Annotated in this window: 1 protein-coding gene; it reads left to right on the forward strand. The window is 56.3% G+C overall.

What is annotated here, in order from left to right:
- A partial coding sequence (locus R0J87_RS25530) for a 2-C-methyl-D-erythritol 4-phosphate cytidylyltransferase (protein WP_498889810.1) occupies positions 1-206 on the forward strand: 206 nt, incomplete at its 5' end.
- Positions 207-229 lie beyond the last annotated feature (23 nt).

A 229-nucleotide genomic window follows, 5' to 3' on the forward strand; every position in this document is an offset into this window, starting at 1 on the left:
CGCTGTTGTGCCATGCGATTGAGCAGGCCCAGCGACTGGGCACCGTGGTGACCGACGACGCCTCGGCGATTGAAGCGCTGGATGAAGCGCCACGTTTAGTTAAAGGACGTCGCGATAACCTAAAAGTCACCCCCCCTGATGACTTAGCCCTAGCAGCCGCTATTTTGGCTGCCCAAGCGGCAACTGCTAGTAACAGGCGTTCCTAATGCGAATTGGTCACGGATTTGAT

The sequence above is a fragment of the Halomonas sp. SIMBA_159 genome, assembly GCF_046536035.1.
GTDB lineage: Bacteria > Pseudomonadota > Gammaproteobacteria > Pseudomonadales > Halomonadaceae > Vreelandella > Vreelandella venusta_A.